The 20847-nt window shown below is 41.9% G+C and carries 18 protein-coding genes; 9 read left to right on the top strand and 9 right to left on the bottom strand.

Annotation, left to right across the window (positions count from 1 at the left end; translation table 11 throughout):
* Positions 1-17: 17 nt before the first annotated feature.
* The 3 genes from ACTUJY_RS07590 to ACTUJY_RS07580 all read right to left on the bottom strand — a co-directional run bounded on the left by ACTUJY_RS07590 (position 18) and on the right by ACTUJY_RS07580 (position 3206).
* Complete coding sequence (locus ACTUJY_RS07590; RefSeq protein ID WP_463615472.1) at positions 18-782, bottom strand: hypothetical protein; 765 nt, start codon at positions 780-782, stop codon at positions 18-20.
* Positions 783-886: 104 nt separating this feature from the next.
* Positions 887-1576 carry a sensor histidine kinase gene (locus ACTUJY_RS07585; RefSeq protein ID WP_463615471.1) on the bottom strand — a complete coding sequence of 230 codons (690 nt, stop codon included), beginning with the start codon at positions 1574-1576 and terminating at the stop codon, positions 887-889.
* A 1-nt stretch (position 1577) separates the two neighbouring features.
* Positions 1578-3206, bottom strand: a complete 1629-nt coding sequence (locus ACTUJY_RS07580) for a response regulator (RefSeq protein WP_463615470.1) — start codon at positions 3204-3206, stop codon at positions 1578-1580.
* A 259-nt stretch (positions 3207-3465) separates the two neighbouring features.
* On the opposite strand from ACTUJY_RS07580, the gene ACTUJY_RS07575 reads away from it, so the two are divergent.
* The 3 genes from ACTUJY_RS07575 to ACTUJY_RS07565 all read left to right on the top strand — a co-directional run bounded on the left by ACTUJY_RS07575 (position 3466) and on the right by ACTUJY_RS07565 (position 6578).
* A complete protein-coding gene (locus tag ACTUJY_RS07575) occupies positions 3466-4383 on the top strand; it encodes a 5'-nucleotidase (protein ID WP_463615469.1) in 918 nt (305 codons plus the stop codon).
* Positions 4384-4679: 296 nt separating this feature from the next.
* Positions 4680-5654 (top strand): LysR substrate-binding domain-containing protein, encoded by a 975-nt coding sequence (locus ACTUJY_RS07570; protein WP_463615468.1) that lies wholly within the window; start codon positions 4680-4682, stop codon positions 5652-5654.
* Between the two features lie 261 nt (positions 5655-5915).
* On the top strand, positions 5916-6578 hold the full coding sequence (locus tag ACTUJY_RS07565) for an esterase/lipase family protein (RefSeq protein ID WP_463615467.1): 663 nt from the start codon (positions 5916-5918) through the stop codon (positions 6576-6578).
* On the opposite strand, the gene ACTUJY_RS07560 is transcribed toward ACTUJY_RS07565, so the two are convergent.
* The 3 genes from ACTUJY_RS07560 to pabB all read right to left on the bottom strand — a co-directional run bounded on the left by ACTUJY_RS07560 (position 6575) and on the right by pabB (position 10071).
* Positions 6575-7954: an L-serine ammonia-lyase gene (locus ACTUJY_RS07560; protein WP_463615466.1), complete on the bottom strand. Its 1380-nt coding sequence runs from the start codon at positions 7952-7954 to the stop codon at positions 6575-6577. The genes ACTUJY_RS07565 and ACTUJY_RS07560 overlap by 4 nt on opposite strands.
* Before the next feature lie 132 nt (positions 7955-8086).
* Entirely contained in the window at positions 8087-8707 is a 621-nt protein-coding gene (locus ACTUJY_RS07555) for a CoA pyrophosphatase (RefSeq protein WP_463615465.1), read from the bottom strand.
* Complete coding sequence (pabB, locus tag ACTUJY_RS07550) at positions 8704-10071, bottom strand: aminodeoxychorismate synthase component I (RefSeq protein WP_463615464.1); 1368 nt, start codon at positions 10069-10071, stop codon at positions 8704-8706. The genes ACTUJY_RS07555 and pabB overlap by 4 nt, the downstream gene beginning before the upstream one ends.
* 221 nt (positions 10072-10292) lie before the next feature.
* Between pabB and ACTUJY_RS07545 the strand changes: the two genes are divergently transcribed.
* The 4 genes from ACTUJY_RS07545 (at position 10293) to ACTUJY_RS07530 (ending at position 15727) form a co-directional block, all read left to right on the top strand.
* The gene (locus ACTUJY_RS07545; RefSeq protein WP_463615463.1) at positions 10293-11810 is read left to right on the top strand and encodes a fumarate hydratase; all 1518 of its coding nucleotides are present in this window, start codon (positions 10293-10295) and stop codon (positions 11808-11810) included.
* 137 nt (positions 11811-11947) lie between these two features.
* Positions 11948-12838 carry a methylisocitrate lyase gene (gene prpB / locus ACTUJY_RS07540; RefSeq protein WP_463615462.1) on the top strand — a complete coding sequence of 297 codons (891 nt, stop codon included), beginning with the start codon at positions 11948-11950 and terminating at the stop codon, positions 12836-12838.
* A gap of 1 nt (position 12839) precedes the next feature.
* Entirely contained in the window at positions 12840-13985 is a 1146-nt protein-coding gene (gene prpC / locus ACTUJY_RS07535) for a bifunctional 2-methylcitrate synthase/citrate synthase (protein ID WP_463615461.1), read from the top strand.
* Positions 13986-14281: 296 nt separating this feature from the next.
* Positions 14282-15727 (top strand): bifunctional 2-methylcitrate dehydratase/aconitate hydratase, encoded by a 1446-nt coding sequence (locus ACTUJY_RS07530; protein ID WP_463615460.1) that lies wholly within the window; start codon positions 14282-14284, stop codon positions 15725-15727.
* 406 nt (positions 15728-16133) lie between these two features.
* Here the strand turns inward: ACTUJY_RS07530 and ACTUJY_RS07525 are convergent, their stop codons facing one another.
* Positions 16134-16628 carry a DUF4019 domain-containing protein gene (locus ACTUJY_RS07525; RefSeq protein WP_463615459.1) on the bottom strand — a complete coding sequence of 165 codons (495 nt, stop codon included), beginning with the start codon at positions 16626-16628 and terminating at the stop codon, positions 16134-16136.
* Positions 16629-16718: 90 nt separating this feature from the next.
* Here ACTUJY_RS07525 and ACTUJY_RS07520 point away from each other — a divergent pair, with 90 nt between their 5' ends.
* The gene (locus tag ACTUJY_RS07520) at positions 16719-17546 is read left to right on the top strand and encodes a winged helix-turn-helix domain-containing protein (protein ID WP_463615458.1); all 828 of its coding nucleotides are present in this window, start codon (positions 16719-16721) and stop codon (positions 17544-17546) included.
* A gap of 96 nt (positions 17547-17642) precedes the next feature.
* Positions 17643-18758, top strand: a complete 1116-nt coding sequence (locus ACTUJY_RS07515; protein WP_463615457.1) for a TolB family protein — start codon at positions 17643-17645, stop codon at positions 18756-18758.
* A 228-nt stretch (positions 18759-18986) separates the two neighbouring features.
* Here ACTUJY_RS07515 and ACTUJY_RS07510 read toward each other — a convergent pair whose 3' ends face one another.
* Both ACTUJY_RS07510 and tsaA read right to left on the bottom strand, forming a co-directional pair.
* The gene (locus ACTUJY_RS07510) at positions 18987-20072 is read right to left on the bottom strand and encodes a phospholipase D-like domain-containing protein (RefSeq protein ID WP_463615456.1); all 1086 of its coding nucleotides are present in this window, start codon (positions 20070-20072) and stop codon (positions 18987-18989) included.
* Positions 20062-20796 carry a tRNA (N6-threonylcarbamoyladenosine(37)-N6)-methyltransferase TrmO gene (tsaA, locus tag ACTUJY_RS07505; protein WP_463615455.1) on the bottom strand — a complete coding sequence of 245 codons (735 nt, stop codon included), beginning with the start codon at positions 20794-20796 and terminating at the stop codon, positions 20062-20064. The genes ACTUJY_RS07510 and tsaA overlap by 11 nt, the downstream gene beginning before the upstream one ends.
* Positions 20797-20847 lie beyond the last annotated feature (51 nt).

The following is a 20847-nucleotide window of genomic DNA, read 5'->3' as shown; positions in this document are numbered from 1 at the left end:
AGTAATTCGACTCAGGCTCACCACTTTTTCTTTGGTTGAAACAAGTCATCAGTATCTCCTAAATCGAGCGATTCTTCACTGTCTTCATTGGTTTCAAGATTGGCGGGGCGATCTTTTTGCATATTGATGTCTTGTTGCAATTTTTCTAACTCACTCAAAGTAGATTGTGTTTCGGGATCGGCTATGTTTTGTTTTAGTAACATCTTTTTAGCATTATCGATATACTGCAAGGCTTGTGTGTAATTTTTTTCAGCTACACGCTTTTTGGCGACAGAAATAAAGGTATGCGTTTGTAATTTTAAATATATCTTTTTTAGTTGTGACAAGCCTTTGCTCGCGGCATTAATATCAATACCCGGTGTGCGACCAATTTTATGTACATAGCGCATCAAACTTTTAAAGCGGCCCATGAGTACGACCAACTCTTGTGGATCACCGGGAATTTGTAATCTTTCTTTGTCTGAAGGTGCATCTGGCGATTGCAGCTTTTCGTTAATCATTTCCAGCGACTGTTTCAGGTCGGTTTGACTGGGATCGACGGAAAGTGCCTTGGCAAGGTTTTGCCCTATATATTGCAAAATAACCTGGCGAACTTGCACGCCTATAGGAAAGTCGAAAAATCGGTCGTAAAGCTCTTGTCCTTCGCGAGCGCGGTAACGGAATTTTGAAATTTGCTGACGTTTTTCTGCTTTAAGCTGTTCTCGATATTGTACATAGGCACTGGCAGCAACGGCGACTACCAGTAATATGACGATTAAGACTATAATTGTTGAAGTACTCATATTCTATTCGATCGCCCAACCTGCTTTATTAATTATGATGTCTATCGACATGAATGTAACACATTTACTGATTGTATCATCTAAAAAGGCCTTCTAATGGCTCGTCAAGGAAGCGTTAGTCGAAATATTCCCCCGCTTAACTCGCCTCCATTTAGCAATAAAATGCTGCCGGCAGTGTCGTTTTGTTTGTGCAATTGAGCAATCTGTCCAGCGAAATACAAACCTAGACCCGTGCTTCCGGTACTGTAGTCGAATGATTTAATAAAGTTTTTCTGTTGTTGTAACATGTTTTCCGGATAACCGTCACCATCATCGGCGATTTCGATAACCAGGCCTTCGTTATAGTAAGCTGAAACTTTTATGCAATTTTTGGTGTAACGAATGGCGTTGCCTAATACATTGTTAAAGACACTCGCGATTAGATCAAAGTCGAAATATCCGCCTAAACCGTCTTCAATTTCGGATTCTATTACTATGTTTTTGGCGTGCAAAAGTGGTTCATATTGCGCCACTTGTTCAGAAATAAAGTCCTCTACATCGTAATAGTTAATATTGAGAGGAAGTTGCTGGTTTTCTAATTTATAAATGCAAAGTAATTGTACTAATGCTGAGTTCAATCGGCTCGACTCGTATTGCAGAACCGTATGTTGTTTCTTGTCTTCATCGTTTTTGGCAGGATAGCGTTTTTCCAATGTGTTGATTGCACCGATGAGCATGCTTAAGGAGTTTTTCATATCATGCACAGCAGATGCGAGTATGGTTGAAAAGTCCAGTTGTTCATCGGGGTTTACCATATCAGAAATTCTCTTGCTGTATCATGCGAGTTAATCTAAGTAACTCACTGAATCTTTGAAATCGTTTATCTTCAGGTGAAATGGTGTTTATGGAGTTAAGGTAGTCCATGCACTTGTCTACAATGGAGTCATCGGCATTACCCGCTTGATGTACTTTAAGTAATACTTGAACCGTATTTAATATAATGGAAATATTTTTAGGCGACGCTTCAACCGCTTTGACAAAACTATCAATGGCTTTATCGTATTCTTTACCTTCAAAGTATTTAATGCCTTGCGAGTTAAATTTTTGAGCTTCTTTTCCTTTCTCTAGAATACTTTTGTCTTTCAGGTGAGGCAGTGCTTTTTCCAAAAACGATGCGTCGTCAAAGTTGTGTTGTACTACATCTTTGACGATTTCTTCAGCAATATTTTCTTCACCCAGGTTCTGCAAGCCCTGCGCGACTTCCAAGCCTGCATTAGCTGGTAACATAGTATCAATGGACTGGTAAATTTGTTTGGCTGAAGCGACGCATTTTTCGGCTTCTTCCTTTTTTCCTTGGCTTTGAAAAAAGTTGCCTTCAGCAACGGTTCCGCGTAATTTGCAAATTTTATTGTCTTTATATTCTTTGTAAAAATCTTTCAAATAGCTTTCCGCTTCGGAAATTAGATTTTTAGTTTTACTTAGTTCATCTGACGCAATCTTCTTCGAAACACTATTAGTGAAATTGATGTAACTGTCAGGTGATTTGAATATTGAATTATTGCCTAATCGAATAGATTGTTTAAATGCATGAATGGAAATATCAAAGTCACCGTTTTCTACTGCGACTTCACCAAGTTTATTTTGACGCTTAATAACTCTTGGTGATTTTTTGATTGCTTCTTGTAAAGTGTGTTGAGCCTCTCCAAAGTTATCTGATTTTATTTGGCAGTCGGCAAGTAAATCATAAGCTTCGAGAACCATAGGAAACTTTTTAATCGTTTCTTTGAGTATGCTTTCGGCATTGATAAAGTCACGGCGAGCAATTTGTGCATGAGCTAATCCAATCATTGCCCACGGAATGGCTCTTGTGGCTAAAATTTCATCGTATATGGCAATGGCTTCATTGTATTGTCGTTTTGCCATTAAACATTCAGCCTTAATTTTTTGAATCGCCATTTTGTATTTCGGATAAGCCTCGGAAATACTATCGCATTGTTCAAGTGCTTGTTTAATTTTGCCTTTATCTAAAGCGGATAAAATGGGCTTGAGTGCTTCTTTTTTTGCAACGATTTTGTTCAGTCGAGACTTTAATAGCGCATTATTAAACGGCTTGGTTAAATAGGCATCCGGTTGATTTTCGATCGCACCCATGACCATGTCCGTTGTATTTTCAGCCGTCGTCATGATAAAAACCGCATCGGATCGAATGCGTTTATGAAAGTTGAGTTCTTCCAAAACCTGCATTCCGTTTTTGCCGCTGCCAAGGTTATAATCCGATAAGATAATATCGTATTCCTTTTCCATGCAGGCGCGAATCGCTGATTCGCCAGTATTCACTAAATCAACATTGTCGATACCAATTTCTCCAAGCATGGCTTTTAGTGAGCGTGCAAACTCAGCGAAGTCTTCAATAATCAAAGCTGATTTTCGTTCGTAATCAATCATTTTTCTTGCTACAACTCCCACGAGTAGTTGCTCCGATTGAAGATTCCTTGGTCAATGAGTCAATTCGAAAGTTATTGGGGCCTGATAATGACTTTACCAATACAGTTTTCTACCACTCATTTTTAAAACTCTCCACCTAGGAAGCGGTTACTCGTCATGTTTTTCTGGATAAAATGTAATGTAGGTAGTATTGTCAAAAGTATAGATGTTAATTTCAAAATAGTAATACTTTTCAATGAATTAAGCGGGGCGTTCTAAGTTGGCAGTTTCACTAGGTGACAAATTGGTTATTGCGATTTCCTCAACCGCATTATTTGACTTAAGAGAGAGCCATCGTATATTTGTGGAGCAAGGCGTGCAGGCCTATTCCGAATACCAGATTGAGCATGAAGACCAACCGCTAAACCCAGGCGCTGCTTTTGGTTTGGTGAAAAAATTGCTCGATCTCAACCATACCGGATCCAGTAACAACCCTCGGGTTGAGGTTGTTTTGATCTCTCGAAACAGTGCAGATACCGGGCTTAGGATCTTTAACTCTATCGAAGCACATAAGCTGAACATTGTTCGTGCGGCGTTTACCGGTGGCCGCAATCCGTACCAATACGTGTCTGCATTTAATGCGCATTTGTTTTTATCCACGAATCCAGAAGATGTGAAAAGTGCGCTGGAATGCGGTTATGCTGCTGCGACCATTATTTCGCAAGATTCAACTTCCTATAGCGAAAACCTTAAAAACAAAGAGCTTAAAATTGCGTTTGATGGCGATGCGGTAATTTTTTCCGATGAAGCTGAAGTTATTTATAAAAAACAAGGGCTTGAGGCTTTTGCAGCAAGTGAAAAGCAGGCTGCCAAAAGCCCTCTTAAAGGCGGTCCGTTTAAGAATTTTCTAGCTGCGCTCCATAAGATTCAAAAAGACTTTCCACAAGAAAGTTGTCCTATTCGCACCGCATTGGTAACCGCGCGCTCTGCTCCGGCTCACGAGCGCGTAGTCAGAACCTTGCGCAGTTGGGATATTCGGATTGATGAAGCCTTGTTTTTAGGTGGACTACGAAAAGCGGAGTTTTTAAAAGCCTACGATGCTGACGTCTTTTTTGATGATCAGCAGGATCATTGTCAATCGGCTAGGGAGTTAGTGGCGACGGGCCATGTTCCACATGGTGTTGCGAATGAAGCATAAGATATTTATATGTACTAATCGTCTATAAGTATGTTTTATATAGCAAATCATTCTTTTTATAGATGTGGAATACCTTAATAAAGGAAGCTCATAAAAACCAGGGTTTGTTACTAAACCAGGAGCGCCTTAAGACTTTTTCAACCTCTGAATTGGCTTTCGCAAGTCGATATTAAAGTCGCTCATAGCACGTGATTATCAAAGCGCCATCCTTACTGGTGAAATTTGTATTTGCGTCTACGCTTAATAAACAAGCGGAATAAAAAAGTCTGACTATCCTTGATCGGGAGTTAAAAAGCATGAAGCTCCAGCAATTGAAATACATTTACGAGGTGGCTCGTCACGACCTCAATGTGTCTGCAACCGCGGAGAGTCTTTACACTTCACAACCAGGAATCAGCAAGCAGATCAGGCTGTTGGAGGATGAGCTTGGAGTACAGGTTTTTACCCGAAGTGGCAAGCATCTGACCAATGTTACCCCAGCCGGTGTGCGGATCTTGGAAGTGACCACAGAAATATTGCAGTTAACCAGAAAAATCCAGGATATTGCTTCGGATTTTGTATGTGAAGACAAAGGTATTTTTCGAATCGCGACCACTCACACGTTTTCTCGGTATTTGCTTCCCGGAATAATTGAGTCATTTATTAAAAAATACCCTGATGTGAGATTGCATTTGCACCAAGGAATTAATGCTCATGTGGATCACATGCTTGACCATGGAGACATTGACCTTGTTATTTTTGGCGAACGAGATGACTGGTTTAGTGATAAAGTACAGGTGCCCTGTTTTCTTTGGCATCAGTGCATTATTGTGCCGCGTGATCACCCCTTGACCCACGACAGCAATATCACGTTAGAGCGACTAGCTTCGTTCCCGCTCCTAGCAAAACTTTCACCGGATACTAAGGTCTCGGAAGTGGAGAGGGTGTTTAAAGACGCAGGGTTGGAAGCTGACTTTGTCATTACGGCAACCGATTCGGAAATTCTTAAATCTTATGTTCGTATGGGGATGGGAGTCGGGTTGATTGCACGAATGGCCTATAACCCCGATAAAGACAGCGACCTAAAGCTGATAAATGCTGATCATCTTTTTTCACCATTACGCGCCAAAATAGTATTCCATAAAAACTTTTTCTTTCGTAAGTATGTGACTGACTTTGTGCAAATGTTAGCCCCGCATATGAATGACGAAATGTTGAAAAAAGTTGCACGATGTCGGTCGTCTAATGAAATGCACAACCTGGTCAGTGATGACATACTACCGGAGCGCTAATACGCTTCGTATTACGTTTTAATACCTATCAAGCTAACACTGACATAAAGGTGTTGCTTGCGTTTTAATGATGGTCTTGTCGGATTATTCATTAGCTTTTTATGCAACGAGTTCTTTTACGCATTGTTTTTAGTTTACTATTCCTTTCTATTTTTGTTACCGAAACAACTTGGGCTAATTCAAAGTCTGCAGTGACTGAAAAGCCAGACTGTGTCATTTTATTGCATGGGCTAGCGAGAAGCGCCTGGTCTATGTGGTTTATTGAGCGATTTCTGGAAAAAAAACGGCTATTACGTTGTTAATCAGGATTATGCGTCTACTTCAAAGTCAATAAAAGAGTTGGCAGCTGACACGTTACCTTCGGCTTTGGAGCAGTGTCGTCAATTATCCGATGGTAAAATTAATATTGTGACTCATTCTATGGGGGGGATTCTGGTTCGAAGTTATTTGCAAGAACGGGAAATCGAAAAACTACAACGCGTCGTTATGCTGGCGCCGCCCAATCAAGGCAGTGAAGTTGTTGACCATTTTCTAGCAAATCAAATGCTCGCTGAAAACCTATTTCAATCGTTTCATGAACTGTCTGCAGATGACAGCTCCTACGTGAACCAATTAAAACCTGTTGCTGCAGAAATTGGTGTTATTGCCGGTAATCGATCCATCAACCCAAGGTTTTCAGAGTGGTTACCAGGAGATGATGATGGCAAAGTTTCGCTACAAAGCAGTTGCCTGAAAGAGATGAAAAGCTTACTGGTGATCCCTACCAATCATACGTTGATTAATTTTGATCGCCGAGTGCATCAGCAAATCTTAAACTTTTTGCGAAACGGAGACTTTGATATTGCTGAAAATGAAAGCTCACAGGTCATGATTGATACCTGTGAGCAGTTATTTACGATATCGGCTCAAAATGACGCCAGTTAACATTCAATAATATTGACCGCCAAACCGCCACGTGCGGTTTCTTTGTATTTGGTTTTCATATCGGCGCCGGTTTCACGCATGGTTTTTATTACTTTATCTAACGAAACCTTGTGACTGCCATCGCCACGCAGTGCTAATCGAGAGGCATTAATCGCTTTAATGGCGCCCATGGCATTACGCTCAATACAAGGAACCTGAACCAAACCGCCTACCGGGTCACAGGTTAAGCCAAGGTTATGCTCCATTCCAATTTCGGCGGCATTTTCAACTTGTTCAGGCGTACCGCCGAGCACTTCCGTTAATGCACCTGCTGCCATCGAACAGGCCACACCCACTTCACCCTGACAACCGACTTCGGCACCGGAAATAGAGGCGTTTTCTTTGTATAAAATAGCAATAGCCGCGGCGGTTAATAAAAAGCGAACAATGGCGTCTTCTTCTGGTTGGCCTTTGCAATAGTGTTGAACATAATAAAAAAGTACGGCAGGAATGATGCCGGCTGCACCATTGGTGGGTGCTGTTACAACACGACCACCGGCGGCGTTTTCTTCGTTGACCGCTAATGCGTAAAGGTTTACCCAGTCCATTACCGATAATTCATCCGTTTGGTTTTGGCTTGCTTTGAGTTTGCGGAACAGAGAAGGCGCACGACGCTTCACTTTTAATCCACCGGGTAAAATGCCTTCGCGCTGACAACCGCGATCAACGCAGGCACGCATGGTATTCCAGATGTGTAAAAGTTGATCACGAATTTCTTGTTCACTGCGCCAAGCTTTTTCATTGGCTAACATTAAGCTGGAAATGGAAAGTCCATGCTCATTAACTAACCGTAATAATTCGGTCGCGGTTTTAAAGGGGTATTTAAGAGCGGTAGTGTCTTCAACAAAAGGATCGTCGGCAGATACGTCGTCATTTACCACGAAGCCACCGCCAACGGAATAATAAACGCCTGACTTAATGAGGTTTCCTTCAGTATCAAAAGCACTGAATCGCATGCCATTGGCGTGTTTGGGAAGTACTTCTCGACGGTGGAAGATCAAATCCGTTTTTTCATTATAGGGAATGGTGTGCTCACCATTAAGTCGCATGGCTTTTTCATTGCGAATGGCCTCCATACGATCGGGCACAATATCGGGATCGAGCTGTGAAGCACGATTTCCTTCAAGCCCCATTAATACAGCTACATCGCTGCCATGACCTTTTCCAGTTTGGCCGAGGGAGCCAAAAAGTTCACTTTTGATGCGAGCGACTTTTTCTAATTGCTGTTGCTTTTTTAACCCTGTTATAAAACGTCGTGCAGCACGCATAGGACCCACAGTGTGAGAACTGGAGGGGCCAATGCCAATAGTAAAAATTTCAAACGTACTGATAGACAATGTGTTCACCTTGACTTTGTGTCGATCAAACAGACAGTCAATTCGACCATAATTTGACCAGAAAATATTTTATTTTGAATACTATTTTAAAGGAGGAATGAAATATCGGACCAGTAATAAAAAGATCTATTTTCAGTGGTCGAATGTGTCCGCTATTTTGCGAATGTGTTTCGACAGCTCTACGAGAACTCGGGCCGTTGCGCCCCATATCTTAAACTCCTGATATTGAAAGCAATAGTAGTAGCGTTTTTGTCCTTGAAAGTAGGCACTCTGCAGTTTTTGATTGTTCGGGTTGCAAATAAAGCCAAGCGGTACTTCAAAGGCTTCATCCACTTCTTGAGGGTCCAGTTTGAGTTGATAGTCACTTTGAATGATGCCCACATAGGGTGTCATGCGGTAGCCGGTTATGGTTTCATGAGGCGGTAATTCGCCGATTACCTGCACCTGAGACGGTGTAATGCCAACTTCTTCATAGGTTTCACGCAAGGCAGTATCGAGCAGGTTGTTGTCGTGGTCCTCATGTCGGCCCCCGGGAAAGCTGATTTGACCAGCGTGATTTTTTAAGTGTTGGGCACGACGTGTTAGCAGTACATGAAAGCCAGAACCCTTACTCAACTTGCGCTCGATTAATGGCACCAGCACCCCGGCAGGAGTGAGCAGATCTTCTTTGTACTCCAACGCAATATCGGCAGTTTGCGGTTGTTCAATGGGCTGTTCAAACAGGGATAACAATCGATTCGCAGATAAAATCATAACTCAGCCATAGGGGTTAATATCTTGCTTAATTTGGCGAAGGTTTCCTGGTATTCGAGCTCGCAATCTGAATCATCAACCAAGCCTCCACCAGCCCAGGTATAAATACTATTATGGTCCGTAATCAGTGTTCGGATCAAAATACTACTGTCCATATTGCCATTAAAGCTGAAATAAGCAACAGAGCCACAATAAAAATGTCGGCGATCCGGCTCCAACTGTTCGATAATTTCCATGGCTCGTATTTTTGGTGCTCCAGTGATCGAGCCACCAGGAAATGCCGCTTTAAATACGTCCAATGTGGTCGTATTGGCGTCAATTGTCGATTGAACCGTTGAGATAAGGTGGTGTACGGAAGGAAACGAATAACAGCCAAATAATTCAGTAACCTCTACGCTTCCGGCAACAGCGGTTCGCCCCAAGTCATTACGTAATAAGTCGACAATCATCAGATTTTCGGCACGATCTTTTTCACTGTTTTGCAATTCTGTTTTAAACACGGCGTCTTGAGTGGCATCTTCACTTCGAGGACGCGTGCCTTTAATCGGTTGTGTGATTACTTTATGGTTATTTATCGAAATAAATCGCTCTGGTGAGACCGACAGTAAATTGCCATCGACAAAATTAAAGTAAGCCGAAAATGGGGCTTGATTAATGGTCGATAGATATTGATAAGCGAACCAATCATCGCCTAAAAAGTTGGAAGAAAACTTTTGAGCTAAATTGATCTGATAGCAATCGCCAGCGCGAATATATTCCTTTACATGATTGAACTTTTCTCGATAACTTTCCGCACTCATGTTCGACTGCCAACCGCTCTGAAGCTTAAATGTTTTGCGTTGTTTTGGAGTAATCTGTTTCTGGAAAAGCTTTATTAACTGAGTGAATTTGTTTGTATCGTTTCCGAAAGAGTATAAACGTACGGTTTGCTTTTTATGATCGATTATTAAAGGGTAAAGATACAGTCCGGCTACAAGGTCAGGTAGTTTAGAATTACGTTTTGCTAATTGCGGTAACTCTTCAAGCTGTCTTCCTAAGTCGTAAGCGAATGCTCCGGCAAGACCACCGGTAAAAGGTAAATCTTTGTCGGCATTCGGATTGGCTCCTGACTTTAACCAACCGTTTAACTCTTCGAAGCAATTGTCGATAAGCGTTTCTGATTTATCGTTATTGTTTAAAACGAAATGCCGATCATTTTTGCTGACTAATACTTGCTCAGGTTCAATTAAAATAATGTCGTAACGGCCATTGTGATTCTGACTGTTGCCACTGTCCAAAAACAGAGCGTAGGGCTTGTTAACCACTTTATCGAAAAATAATTTGCCTGAATTATGACCAAGGTAGTCAAACTCAAAAAACTGCATACGAAGAATTCTCTACTTTTCTTGTGCGACTCAATGCCCGGTAGCTGACCCGGACAAGTTGAATCGGCTATAATACCAAAGTTTCTTACCTGATTATTGAACCCTTTTTATTATTATTGTAAGGTTGTGCGGTGCAATATGTTAAAAGCTCCTGTTCAAGGTTTAAGGGGCTCATATTGGATCAGCCGCACACAGCACCCCCTGTTAATCGGAGGAATTCCATGGCGGTCATTAAAAAAGCCGACTTTATCGACAGCGTTGAAAGCGCATTGCAATTTATTTCCTATTATCATCCTAAGGATTTTGTAGACGCAATGCACGAAGCCTATCTCAAAGAGCAAAACCCTGGCGCGAGAGACGCTATCGCCCAAATACTTATTAATTCTCGTATGTCAGCCGAGGGCCATCGTCCCGTTTGCCAGGACACAGGTATTGTTACTGTTTTCGTTAAAATAGGAATGCAGGTGCAGTGGGATTCCGATTTGACGGTACAACAAATGGTCGATGAAGGTGTGCGCCGCGCCTATGCTAATCCCGATAATCCATTACGCGCTTCGGTGGTTGAAAATCCTGTTGGCCCTAGAAAAAACACTCGTGATAACACACCCGCTGTGGTTCATATTGATATGGTTCCAGGCGAGAAAGTGACGGTTGATGTTGCCGCAAAAGGCGGTGGTTCGGAAAACAAATCAAAATTTGTCATGCTCAATCCAAACGACTCGATTTTGGACTGGGTTCTGGAAACGGTGCCGAAAATGGGAGCGGGCTGGTGTCCACCCGGTATGCTTGGAATTGGGATTGGTGGAACAGCTGAAAAAGCCATGGTAATGGCAAAAGAATCATTAATGGACCCTATCAATATTCAGGAACTGCAAGAGCGCGGCCCACAATCGCCGGTTGAAGAGTTGCGCCTTAAAATATTTGAAGAAGTAAACAAGTTAGGGATCGGAGCGCAGGGATTAGGCGGGTTAACCACGGTGCTCGATATCAAAATCAAAGATTGTCCAACACACGCCGCATCTTTGCCCGTTGCGATGATTCCCAATTGTGCAGCAACTCGCCATGCTCATTTTACCTTGGATGGCAGTGGTCCGGCAGAGCTGGAGCAGCCGTCGGTAGACGACTGGCCAGAAGTCACCTGGGAAGTTGGTGAAAGTGTACGAAAAGTAAATCTGGACGGTATCACACCCGAAGAAGTTGCCAGCTGGAAACCTGGAGAAACCTTGCTGATTTCTGGAAAAATTCTTACCGGCCGAGACGCTGCCCATAAGCGCATACAGGATATTTTTGCCAAAGGCGAATCGCTACCCGAAGGCGTCGATTTTAACGGCAAGTTTATCTATTACGTTGGTCCAGTCGATGCTGTGCGTGACGAGGTGGTTGGTCCCGCCGGCCCAACTACGTCTACACGCATGGATAAATACACCGAAATGATGCTCGATAAAACTGGTTTAATGGGTATGATTGGTAAAGCCGAACGTGGCGATATTGCCATTGATGCTATTAAAAAGCATAAAGCCGTTTATTTAATGGCTGTAGGTGGTGCCGCTTATTTGGTATCGAAAGCGATCAAAAAATCGAGGGTTGTCGCATTCGAAGATTTGGGAATGGAAGCCATCTACGAGTTTGAAGTACAAGATATGCCCGTGACGGTAGCAGTAGATGCTGCTGGAGAGTCCGTACATAAAACCGGGCCTGCAACCTGGAAAGTGAAAATTGAAGAAATGGCAGCCAGTTAACGCTGCCATTTGTTTTTTGGTTTGAACATGATTAGACGGTGTCAGGACTAAGAGTTCATGGTTTAAAAAATGAAAAGTAACCTTTTCTGAGATTGTTAAAGAAACCAGATTTAGAACAGCACATAAAGAGAAAAACTATGACAAAAATACAAAGCGCAGGCGCAAAATTTCGCGCAGCTGTGGCAAATAACAAGCCACTGCAAGTGGTTGGGACCATCAATGCCTATACTGCACATATGGCGAAACGTGTTGGCCATCAGGCGATCTATTTGTCTGGTGGTGGTGTGGCCGCTAATTCATTGGGTATGCCTGATCTTGGGATCAGTTCTTTAGAAGATGTGCTTATTGATGTGCGGCGCATTACCGATGTGTGTGATTTGCCATTGTTGGTGGATGCGGATACCGGTTGGGGTGGCGCATTTAATATTGCTCGTACCGTTAAATCTTTAACCAAAGCGGGGGCAGCGGCTTGTCATATTGAAGACCAAGTTGCGGCAAAGCGATGTGGTCACCGACCTGGAAAAGAAATTGTTTCTAAAAATGAAATGATCGATCGTATTAAAGCCGCGGTTGATGCAAAAACGGATGATCAATTTGTGATCATGGCACGAACCGACGCCTTAGCAGTAGAAGGTATGGATGCTGCGATTGAGCGAGCGTTAGCCTGTGTTGAAGCCGGTGCGGATATGATCTTCCCGGAAGCGATCAATACTTTAGAACAGTACAAAGTTTTTAAAGAAGCGGTGAAAGTGCCTATTTTGGCGAACATTACCGAATTTGGTAAAACACCGTTGTTTTCAACCCCGGAATTGGGTGAAGTAGGCGTGGACATTGTGCTTTATTGTTGTGGCGCTTATCGCGCTATGAACAAAGGTGCATTGCAAGTTTACGAAGCGTTGAAAAATGAAGGTCATCAACGCAATGTAATTGACATTATGCAAACCCGCGAAGAGTTGTACGACTTCCTCAATTACCACAGCTACGAGCAAAAGCTCGATTCACTGTTCGCACAGAATAAGGAGAAATAATATGGCAGAGCAGGTTCTTCCTAAAGCAAAAAAATCGGTGGCGCTTTCGGGTGTCGCTGCAGGTAATACAGCACTTTGTACTGTTGGCCGAACCGGTAACGATTTGGCGTATCGCGGTTATGACATCCTCGACTTTGCCGAAAAAGCGGAATTCGAAGAAATCGCTTTTTTGTTGATCCATGGCAAACTACCAACCAAAGCGGAGTTGGCAAATTATAAACGAAAGTTGAAATCGCTGCGTGGTTTACCTTTAGCGGTTCAAGATGCTTTAGAATGCATTCCAGCTGCTGCGCATCCTATGGATGTTCTGCGTACGGGTTGTTCTGTTCTGGGAACGGTTTTACCTGAAAAAGACGATCACAACGAAGCCGATGCGAAAGACATTGCTGATCGTTTAATGGCGTCTTTTGGTTCAATGCTGCTTTACTGGTATCACTTCAGTCACAACGGTAAACGCATCGATGTGGAAACCGATGACGACTCCATTGGCGCACACTTTTTACATTTATTGCACGGCGAAGAGCCCAGCGAGTCCTGGGAAAAAGCCATGCATATTTCATTAATTTTGTATGCTGAGCATGAGTTTAATGCATCAACGTTTACCAGCCGTGTCATAGCTGGAACCAATTCCGATATGTACTCATCCGTTTGTGGTGCTATTGGTGCGTTACGTGGTCCTAAGCACGGTGGTGCCAACGAAGTGGCGTTAGAAATACAAAAGCGCTATGCGAATCCGGACGAAGCTGAAAAAGACATTAAAGAACGTATTTCTCGCAAAGAAATTGTGATTGGTTTTGGTCATCCGGTTTATACGGTTTCTGATCCTCGAAACGAAGTGATCAAAAAAGTGGCTAAGCAATTGTCGGAAGAGCAGGGTGACATGAACCTGTATAACATTGCTGAGCGACTGGAAACGGTGATGTGGGAAGAAAAGAAAATGTTCCCGAATCTTGATTGGTTTTCAGCTGTGTCGTATCACCAAATGGGTATTCCTACTTCAATGTTCACACCTATTTTCGTTATGTCGCGTATTACTGGATGGGCCGCACATATTATGGAGCAGCGAGTGGACGGAAAAATCATTCGTCCAAGTGCGAACTATGTTGGTCCAGAAGATTTAGAGTGGGTAGATATCGAAAATCGTTAAAAGCAGTTACGAGTTTCGAGTCGCGAACTAAAACCAAGAAGTTTCACTTGACAGTGCAGAGTGAAACTTCATAATTCTCGCAACTCGCAACTCGCAACTCGCAACTCGCAACTCGCAACTCGCAACTCGCAACTCGCAACTCGCAACTCGCAACTCGCAACTCGCAACTCGCAACTCGCAACTCGCAACTCGCAACTCGCAACTTTCTTTCATTCAATCCCAATTTTGAGATAACCTCTGGACAATTCTCGCATCTCGGTCCATTTTAAAAGCTCATAAAAATACCGAGAACAACTATGAGCGCAAATGTTGATATAAATACCCGCCCCGATCCGGATCCGGTTTTAACGGATATTGCTGACTATGTAACCGACTATGTTATTGATAGTGACGAAGCCATTGATACAGCGCGCTATTGCTTAATGGATACCATCGGCTGTGGTTTGTTGGCGTTGCGGTATCCGGAATGCACTAAGCACCTTGGGCCAGTTGTACCGGGAACTTTGGTTCCCAATGGCGCTCGTGTTCCTGGCACACAGTTTGAGCTAGATCCTATTAAAGCGGCTTTTGATATTGGGTGTATTGTTCGTTGGTTGGATTTTAACGATACCTGGCTTGCCGCCGAGTGGGGACATCCATCGGATAATTTAGGGGCCATTCTTGCTGTTGCCGATTTTATTTCGCGCCAAAATATTGCAAACAGTTACGAATCTTTAACCATGGGCGATGTGTTAAAAGCCATGGTGAAAGCTCACGAAATTCAAGGTGTGTTGGCGCTTGAAAACAGCTTTAATCGTGTTGGCATCGATCACGTCGTCTTGGTAAAAGTTGCTTCAGCAGCAGTAGTAACTCACATGTTGGGTGGTGGCCGTGACGAAATTATCGATGCGGTTTCGCAAGCTTGGGTAGATGGACAAGCGCTTCGAACTTATCGACATGCCCCAAATGCCGGTTCACGAAAATCCTGGGCGGCGGGTGATGCAACCAGCCGTGCGGTTCGTTTGGCGCTGATTACCATGACCGGTGAAATGGGTTACCCTGGCGCCCTCACTGCTAAAGGGTGGGGCTTTTACGACGTGCTGTTTAAAGGTAACGAGTTTCAGTTTCAGCGGCCTTACGGCAGTTACGTGATGGAAAATATATTGTTTAAGCTTTCGTTTCCTGCGGAATTTCATGCGCAAACCGCAGTGGAATGTGCGGTTCGGTTACACTCTTTGGTTAAGGAACGCATTAATGATATTGAGCGCATTGAAATAGCAACAACGGAATCTGCCATTCGCATTATTAGTAAAACAGGACCTCTTTATAATCCCGCTGATCGCGATCACTGTTTACAATATATGGTTGCTGTCGGTTTACTGTACGGTGATCTAAAAGCGGATTATTACGAAGATGAATTTGCCAGCGATCAACGCATAGACGCTTTGCGAGAAAAAATGGTGGTTGCTGAAGATAAAAAATATTCTAATGAATACCATGATCCAGACAAACGCAGTATAGCGAATGCCATTCAAGTCTTTTTTAACGATGGTTCAAGTACCGATATTATTGAAGTGGAATATCCTATTGGTCATCGTAATCGCCGCGAAGAAGGCATTCCTGTTTTAGTCGATAAATTTAAACGCAATGTGTTTACGCGTTTTCCTCGGAAACATGGTCAACAAATCATTGACCTTTTCATGGATCCGGAAGAGTTGGAGGCAACTCCTGTTAATGAGTTTATGGACTTGTTGGTTATTTAAAGAATAGGCGCTAACCCATCTTTTAAGTATTTAAAAGTTGGGTTGCGTACTGCTTTACCCATCCTACAAATAGAGTTTGTACTTTAAGGAATATTTCATGAGATATACAGGCGATCTAATTTTAACGGAAATACCTAAAAAAATAAAAACGATGAATGGAAGTATATCGAATCACACCGCGAATACTATTAAGAAGATAAGTCAGGAGTGTATGAAAGGTTCATAAAACTACTGAAATACTCACTCAAAAATACCTATGTTTGCGCAGTTATAAAGACAATGATTCGGCAATAGGCGATAGCTTCTGGGCTGAAGGACCGATGACGGATAATTTCGCGAGACTAACAGGGTAGCTCGCGATAAGGTGGCTAAAGTCTAAACTTTATACATTGACGAAAGACAGCATTTAATCTTGCATTAAATCGCTAATTATCAACCACTTCCCTTTTTCCTTTATGACACGGACCACTTCTTTTACGTTTTTTTGGTTTTCGTAATCTGCTATAAAATGGAAGGCGACATATTCAGCTTTTGGAAAGCTATATATTTTACCGTGAGGCACAGACTTAATCAGTTTTCGTTTCTCAATTGATCCCAGCTTTACGCGTCGTTCGGTCAGAGATTGTATAATTTCTGTTAAAGGAACCGCTGAAATCATTTCCTCAGAAACATATTGATTTGAACTAGCTCCATTATTGGAATCCCAAAGTTCTTGCCAAGAAACTACGGTTTGATAAGCCGTAGTGTGGTCGTCGACCTGAGCGTTTGCTTTAACGATAGTAGTGAAAGCAATACTTAAGTACACGAATAAAAATAAACTTTTCATAACGTCTCCGATTCTAAATTGAGTGATTGCAATATTGCGGGGTAAATATTCAGTTAAAAGAATGGTTTTAGTCATGATGAAAATGTTCGGAAAGCATTCTGATGCTCGTTATTTAAGCAGGTTTTAGGTATTATTCGTACCAACACGTTCAATTATATGAAAATAATGACAAAGCAGTTTCAAGTTGGTCAAAGAATCATCTGTCCAGAAAGTAATCAAATACATTATAAAAACGAAATTACAAGTCTTGAGCCGAAAGCAATGGCAGTATTGGTGGTTTTGCTCGAATGCAGAGGGCAAGTTGTTAGTAGAGATAAGCTGATAGAGCTAGCCTGGAAAGGTGCGATAATAAGTGATTCGTCGGTAAATCGGGTGATTGCGCAACTTAGAAAGGTTTTTCAAGATACCGCTAGGTCGCCCAAATATATCGAAACGATAAATAAGCGAGGATATCGCTTCAAAGAATCGGTTGAAGAAGAAAGCTTCCTGTTAAACCAAAATAGCTCTCTAGATAATCACAAAATGATTGCATTAGTTGGATTATTCTTAGCTCTTTTAGCAATTGCTTTGTATTTTTTTCTAAAAATTGAGTCTGAATACACATTTTCAGAAACTGCTAAATTAACTAATGAAGTTGGTACTGAATACGAGCCTTCAATTTCTAGAGATGGCCGATATATGGTTTATTCGCACAAAAACGAAGAAGGAGAGTATGCAGGCTTACATTTAACATCACTTGAGTCAAAAAATACCTGGCAGTATCCGTCTGTAAATACTTCAAAGTTTCTATCCCCAACGTTTAGCGCAAATTCTGAACAAATCACTTATATAAGTGCGGACAAAGATTACTGTAGTATCAAGCAGATTCAAATAGATGATTTGATGCTTAATCAGTTCAAACCAAAAGAACTTGTTAACTGTAATCCCAAATTTCCACCCTCAATGATTCGGTGGGGGAAAGATGGGAATATCCTCTACCTAGCCGAAAAGTAACGCGCAGAGTCCCCATTTCAACTAAATCAAATTGATTTTCGTTCAGGTTCGAAAGAGCAACTCTCTTTTCCTGCTAATAGTAGTTGGGGAGACAGAGTGTTTGATTTTAGCTATCTTTCCAATCAATTAGCGTTTATTCGGTGGAGTCCTTATAAGCAGCAGGTATTTGTACTCGATGCAGTCAGCAAAGATCTAAAAGAATTTCATATTTCTGAATGGGGTGTTAAGTCACTTAGTTGGTCTTTGGAAACATCCAAGCTATTACTTGTTTGGAAGAACAAATTGGCCTCATTGGACACTAAGTCTGGAGACTTAAATACTGTTTTGAACGGTGAGCACTTTAAAAACGCAACGTTTATACCGAGTGATAACAGCATCGCGGTGGTAAAATCCGCCAAATTTTCGAGTATTTGGGTACATGACAATACACACAAGAGTTTGCTCAAGTTATCAGAGTCCGACGCAAAGGATAGTTTTCCAATATTCCTGGATGGCGAAGGTAAGTTCGGATTTATTTCTGATCGAAGTGGTAAACAGCAAATTTGGGTTTCTAATTTGGACGGTAGTAATCAAAAGCCTTTATCTTCTTTTAAAGAATCGTTCAATTTTACGTCTTTGGATTGGTCGAAAAGCGAACGGAAACTCATCGTTTGGGAGAGTACTAGTAACCAAATATGGTCTGTAGCATATGAAACCGGCCATACCGAATTGATATTTGAGTCCAGTCAATCAATTACTTTTCCTCGATTTAGTACAGAGGAAAAATTAATAACATTTGGTAGTTATAAGAGCGGCGATTGGGATATTTGGGCCGTTGATAGTAACGGAAATAACTTACAGCGACTGACGTTTTCCGGTGGCTATTATGGTCAGTTGGATGATGCCTCACAGGCACTTTTTTATACTAAGTATCATGACAAAGGAGTGTGGCGGAAGCAGTTGTTGTTAAATACTAAAAAGCTAATAATTTCAGAAGAAGAGCGTGATGATTATTCATGGTGGCAGTTACATAAAAATGGAATTTACATCGAAAGATTATCGATGGATTCTCCTGGGGTGTACCAATATCTTAGAAACGGTGAAATGGTTGAATTACTTTTTCCATACGATAAAAAGAATGCGAGTTTGTTTGATGTTTCTGAAGATGCAACTTCTGTGATTTATGGCGAGTATCGAGAAGCGAAGGGAAGTATTTGGAAATATCAGAAGTAAAATAAGTATTGCAATTGAATTGCGTATCCGATTTGGAGGGCTTTACACCATTTTAATTACCTCATAGTTGCAGCTAAACATTGGAAATTAAAGTATTAGTTCAATCTAAAGTAGTGTGGGTAGTTGCTAGCTCATCATTTTAATGAATTAAAGAGATGGGTTACGCAATGCTCCACCCATCCTACACATAATTGTGCAATTAAGAACTAAAATAGAAGCACAAATAGCTCACAACCAACGTCGCATAAACCAACCAATAAACTCAAAAATATAACGCAAGCGCTGTCGGTTCTTCCAAAGTTCGTATTCAACCTCATCAGAGTGAGTCAGGTCATCTTCGAACAATGAGGTGAGTTTTTTAGCCAGTGATGGCAGTGACGAAAACAAAGTAAGCTCGTAATTAAGAAAGAAGCTACGATAGTCAAAATTAGCGGAACCAATCATAATTTTTTCATTGTCGACCACAATGGTTTTCGAATGAAGCATACGCGGCTGATATTCAAAAATGCGAACCCCGCCGGCTAACAGTTCCGTATAAGCTGCTTGCGCTGCCCAACTGGTGAGCTTGAAATCTGATTTAAAAGGTACCAGCAAGCGAACGTCGACACCTCGTTTAGCTGCTGCGATCAATAAGCGTTGTAATCGTAAGTCGGGAACGTAGTAGGGTGTGGTAATAAATGCGGATGTTTTAGCCGATAGCAGCATTTGATGAATGCGACGTTTAAATACACGGCGTAATCGTCTGTTATTATTTGAAATAATATCAAATCTATCTTCTAATACGTTGCAGTTTTTGTGAGTGCGAGCCGACCAAAAACTGTCAAAGCTGAGTTGAAGCTTTGACACAATGCCGTCAGTCAATTGTATGTGTGTATCACGCCAACGCGCTTCTCCAAAGTATTCCAATGAATTTTCGCGATGAATATTAAATCCGCCTAAAAAAGCGGTGGCTTCATCAACTATTAAGAGCTTTCGATGATTGCGCCGGTTGTACCTGAGTGGTCGTCGCCATTGCCAATGATGAAAGAATTTGAGTTTAACGCCATTCTTTTTCAGGTGTTTTTTTAATTGTCGACTAAACGTTAAATTTGAGCCAGCAGCGTCGATATGTAAACGAACCAACACACCTTGCTGTGCTTTTCGGACTAGCGCATCAGCAAACATCCAGCCGACTTCATCGGCCGCGAAAATATAACTTTCCATAGAAATGGAAGACGTTGCGTTTTTAATCGCATCGAGCATGGCGCGATACAAAGTATCGCCTTCGTCGTAAACAACAAATGATTCATCGGTATGTTGATCATTAGTTGTCATGGGACTCGTTTTTTGTTTGCTCTAAAACATCGATAGTTAATACTTGAATGGTTTCTTGCGTTACATGCCACTGAATATTCAAATCATAAAGTTTGAAACCGTAGATGCGTTCATCCGCTTGAAATCGCTTATAAGCCGGTCGTGGATCTTGCGATAATATTTGAGTTAAAATCTTTTCAAGTTTTGGGTACTGTTTATCCAGTTGTATCAGCTGGTGTTGTGCTTGTCTTGAAAACTCAACGGACTTGGATACATCTGGCACTTTTTGTGCGTAACCTGCGTGAGCGTCGGATATGGCGTCGGCGTAAGGTAAATAAGGTTTAATATCTACAATAGGTGTTTGATCAAGAATATCCACACCCGATAAAATTAATCTCGGGTTGGGTTGTTGAAAATCAACCGATTCCAGTTTGCAAACCGACATGCCAATAGGATTTGGGCGAAAGGTTGAGCGCGAAGCGAACACTCCCAGTTTTTCGTTGCCACCCAGGCGTGGAGGTCGAACTAAAGGCGACCATGACTTGTCCGCGGTTTGATGAAACTGAAATAATATCCACAGGTGTGAAAACTGCTCAATGCCCTTTAAACTTTCCTTTTGATTGAAAGGTGGAATAAGCTCCAACTCTGCTTTTATTTCTGTGACCAGTCCGGGCTGACGAGGGATCGCAAATTTTTCTTTGTAGGGTGAGTGAAGAATACCTATAGTTTCAAACAGAATAGTCATAAAGTGAATGGTACATTTTCAATGTCTAAAATGATTGCAGATAGATATTTA

The organism is Pleionea sp. WD8-19 (assembly GCF_055326765.1).
Note: the sequence above shows the minus strand (reverse complement) of the source record. Positions and strands in the feature narration are given on the sequence as shown.

Coding starts and splice junctions, on each gene's coding strand:
- ACTUJY_RS07590 (WP_463615472.1), bottom strand. CDS start 782: ATGAGTACTTCAACAATTATAGTCTTAATCGTCATATTACTGGTAGTC.
- ACTUJY_RS07585 (WP_463615471.1), bottom strand. CDS start 1,576: ATGGTAAACCCCGATGAACAACTGGACTTTTCAACCATACTCGCATCT.
- ACTUJY_RS07580 (WP_463615470.1), bottom strand. CDS start 3,206: ATGATTGATTACGAACGAAAATCAGCTTTGATTATTGAAGACTTCGCT.
- ACTUJY_RS07570 (WP_463615468.1), top strand. CDS start 4,680: ATGAAGCTCCAGCAATTGAAATACATTTACGAGGTGGCTCGTCACGAC.
- ACTUJY_RS07555 (WP_463615465.1), bottom strand. CDS start 8,707: ATGATTTTATCTGCGAATCGATTGTTATCCCTGTTTGAACAGCCCATT.
- pabB (WP_463615464.1), bottom strand. CDS start 10,071: ATGCAGTTTTTTGAGTTTGACTACCTTGGTCATAATTCAGGCAAATTA.
- ACTUJY_RS07545 (WP_463615463.1), top strand. CDS start 10,293: ATGGCGGTCATTAAAAAAGCCGACTTTATCGACAGCGTTGAAAGCGCA.
- prpB (WP_463615462.1), top strand. CDS start 11,948: ATGACAAAAATACAAAGCGCAGGCGCAAAATTTCGCGCAGCTGTGGCA.
- prpC (WP_463615461.1), top strand. CDS start 12,840: ATGGCAGAGCAGGTTCTTCCTAAAGCAAAAAAATCGGTGGCGCTTTCG.
- ACTUJY_RS07530 (WP_463615460.1), top strand. CDS start 14,282: ATGAGCGCAAATGTTGATATAAATACCCGCCCCGATCCGGATCCGGTT.
- ACTUJY_RS07525 (WP_463615459.1), bottom strand. CDS start 16,628: ATGACTAAAACCATTCTTTTAACTGAATATTTACCCCGCAATATTGCA.
- ACTUJY_RS07520 (WP_463615458.1), top strand. CDS start 16,719: ATGACAAAGCAGTTTCAAGTTGGTCAAAGAATCATCTGTCCAGAAAGT.
- ACTUJY_RS07510 (WP_463615456.1), bottom strand. CDS start 20,072: ATGACAACTAATGATCAACATACCGATGAATCATTTGTTGTTTACGAC.
- tsaA (WP_463615455.1), bottom strand. CDS start 20,796: ATGACTATTCTGTTTGAAACTATAGGTATTCTTCACTCACCCTACAAA.